The organism is Actinomycetes bacterium (genome assembly GCA_036510875.1).
Lineage (GTDB): Bacteria > Actinomycetota > Actinomycetes > Prado026 > Prado026 > DATCDE01.
In genome coordinates this window covers 1-3,201 of the sequence record DATCDE010000316.1, presented here as the reverse complement: position 1 = coordinate 3,201, position 3,201 = coordinate 1, and the positions used below count along the sequence as shown (strand labels likewise).

Annotated in this window: 3 protein-coding genes; 2 read left to right on the top strand and 1 reads right to left on the bottom strand. The window is 67.0% G+C overall.

The genetic code is table 11. The features are described from left to right. Positions 1-419: AMP-binding protein (locus tag VIM19_18265; protein HEY5186796.1), on the bottom strand; the 419-nt coding region annotated here is incomplete at its 3' end. 367 nt (positions 420-786) lie between these two features. On the opposite strand from VIM19_18265, the gene VIM19_18260 reads away from it, so the two are divergent. Together VIM19_18260 and VIM19_18255 are read left to right on the top strand one after the other, a co-directional pair. Continuing rightward, positions 787-2,331, top strand: coding sequence for an SMP-30/gluconolactonase/LRE family protein (locus VIM19_18260; protein ID HEY5186795.1), 1,545 nt, complete (start codon positions 787-789; stop codon positions 2,329-2,331). 380 nt (positions 2,332-2,711) lie between these two features. Further along, positions 2,712-3,201 (top strand): hypothetical protein (locus VIM19_18255; GenBank protein HEY5186794.1); only part of this gene is annotated, 490 nt, incomplete at its 3' end.

Genomic DNA, 3,201 nt, shown 5'->3' with positions numbered 1-3,201 from the left:
ACTCGCATCTGCACACCCCAGACCGGCTTGCCCACGGAGTGGGGTTTGCGGCTGTTGCGTCGGTTGCAGGCGGCACCACTCGCTGTCTCCGACATGCCGTACCCCTCCAGAATTGTCAGGTTCGGGAACTTCCGTTCGATCCCGAGGAGCACCTCGCTGGGGAGTGCAGGGCCGCCGGAGTTGGCGACGCGGAGGGATGTGAGATCGAAGCCGGTCGTGTCTGCGTGGAGGAGAGCGATCAACATCGTCGGGACACCGGCGAATTGGCTCACCCGGTGGCGCTGAATCGTCTCAAGCACTGCGTCCGCGCCGGTGTCAGCATGGTCGTGGAGAGCCCGAAGACGTGGAAGAGCGGGAGTACCCAGCATGACGTCGTCGTCGCGGACGTCCAGCACCTCTATCGCCAGCGTGCAGTTCATGTAGAGCTGGAAGTGTGACAGTTGCGCACCCTTGGGCAGACCCGTCGTCCCCAGAGGTATAGATGATGACCGCGGTGTCATCTGCCGCGGTTGGCGCCAGTAGGAGTTCGACGCGAGAGGGCACCCTGTGAACGGCAACGAGAGCACGATCGCCTGCATGACGCTGCTGTTTCTGCGGCAGGACCGCCCACGCTCGGAGGGGATGGCCTACTGGCGTGGGCCGCACGCCCAGCTTGTCGCCCGAGCGCCGGGTCGTCGGGAGTACCGGCAACACCACTTCTCCGCCGAGGGCGGAGGTTGGTGGCCCGCTCCGGAGGGCGTCGAGACCACGCCCCAGCCGGACCGGCGGGTCGACGGGATCTCCGAGGTGACCTTCACCTCGCCCCTCGGTGCGTTACGCGGCCGCGGGATCGACAAACTGGTCCAGGCCGACGAGGGCCACGCCTTCCGTCGGACTCTGGTCTACCGCACCGGCAGCAACGGCGCCCGATGGTGGCGAAGCGGTTCGGACGTGCAGGCCCGGGCGGTGGTGCTCCTCCGACGCGCGCCCGAGGTATCGGCCAAGGAGTTCGCAAGGTTCGCGGTCCTGCTCGCTGAGCGCCTCCGTCAGCAGCCGTTCCTCAAGGAGTTACGAACCTTTGTCTTCAGCCCCTTGCAGGCAAAGCAGTCGCAGACCCCGGGCGTCGAGCATGACAACCCGGTGGACGAGCAGTTCCACGGCGCCGTGCTCCTGGGAGCAGGCTCTCACGACGAGCTGCGCATCGCGGTCACCAGCGCACTGCTGGGGTTCGAGCAGTGCCAGCGTGACCATCTCGCGGCCGCACACGCCTACGACATCGAACTCACCCTGCTGTACCGCAACGACAACCGGCCGACGCTGCCCCAGACCACGAGTACCCCGGCGAGGATCATCCGCAAGCCCGCATTGGCACCGGGCCTGACGTCACTGCCGAAGGCACCACCGCGAAGCCGGGATCTGCGGAGCAGCAAACCCTTTCCCGCCGGTGACCTGCTCCCGCTGCCCGGCGACGGACCCGAGGACGTCATCCTCGATGCGGACGCGAACCTGGTGACGGGCCTGGACGGCGGCAGGATCGTGCGGGTCAATCCTGACGACGGCGCGACCGATGTCCTGGCTGACACCGCAGGACGTCCCCTCGGACTCGAACTGCTGCCGGATGGCCGGCTCCTCGTGTGCGACGCCCACCGCGGACTGCTGCGCGTCGACCCGGCCAGCGGACGGGTCGAGACCCTGGTGGAGCACGTCCGCGGAATTCCCCTGCGGTTCTGCTCCAACGCGGCGGTCGAACCGGACGGCACGATCTGGTTTACCGAGTCGACGAACCGGTTCGACATCGAGCACTACCTGGGCGCGTTCCTGGAGCGTCGTGCGTCAGGACGACTGCTGCGTCGCGACGTCAATGGCGATGTCGAGGTCGTGCTCGACAACCTGTTCTTTGCCAACGGCGTCACGCTGACCCCGGACGGAAAGGCTCTGCTGTTTGCCGAGACGGCCGCGGCGCGCATCAGCCGGCTCCCCCTCACTGGCCCCGCTGCGGGCCACCCGCAGGTCGTCGCCGACAACCTGCCAGCAACTCCCGACAACCTCTCCCGGTTCGCCGGCGGCCGAACCTGGGCGGGCATGCCGAACGCGAGGGATGCCGGAACGGAGAAATTCATGCGCCTGCCTGGCCTCGTGGCCAAGGCGCTGTGGGCACTACCCGACAACGCGTTCCCTGCCGGAAAGGGGACCACCTGGGTGATGGCCTTCGACGAGGAGGGGACGGTGGTGGCCGACCTGCAGACCCCGGATGCCCTCGTCTCGAATGTGACGGGTGTCGTCGAGCGCCGCGGCGAGCTGTTCTGCGCGAGCACCGGAGCGAACGCACTGCTCCGGGTGCCCCTGACCTGACGCGAACACCGGCTGACCGCAAGCTCATTCGGAGCTGCTGAACAGTCCGCTCGATTGCGCGAGTGGCAGGAACCGTTGGGCCATCCGACGGTAGCCATCGGCGTTGGGGTGCAACCCGTCTGGCAGGTCGACGACGTCGTCCGGTCCGAACAGCTCGAGCCCGTCGAGGAGTTGCAGGGACGCGTCGCCTGGGACTGACGGAGCTTAACGGCTCCGCGCAGGAGCTCGCGTATGCGAGTGAGTGACAGGGCGCCGATCGACATTTCTGCGGGGCGGTCCGGGGTGAAGTAGCGGTGGTCCGGACCCATCAGTGTTGGTCCGGGCCGGTTTTCGGCGCTCGGGCAGATGATCGGTGTGATGATCAGGATCGGAGTGTCAGGGTGACCATCGCGCACGGTGTCGAGAAAGCCGTGGAATGCCGAGAGGAAGCTGCGTTCGATCAAACTCGCGGCATTGACGATGTTGATGCCCACCTCGAGGCTGATCGCGTGCGCGGGGAGGTCCCGGATCGCCCGGGCCATGAATTGGTCGAGATGGCACTGACCGCCGATGCCCAGGTTGAGCAGCGAATGGTGGGCGTGACGCGCCACGATCGACGGCCAAGTCTCGGTGGGACGGTCGGCCTCGGAGCATTGGCTGATCAAACTGCCGTGGTGCAGCCAGAGCGGTCCGGTCGCCGGAGCGGGTCCGAAGGTCGCACCGGCGGGCACCCGGACACGAGCAGCTTCGTGGAAGACGTTGCTGGTAAACACACCTCGACCCGGCGTGTGCTGGACGCCGCCCCCAGGTCGAGGTCGATCGTCACCGGCTCGGCCGGAAACCACTCCATGTCAAAGGTGCCCATCTCGATCATGGCGACCGTTTCCTGGG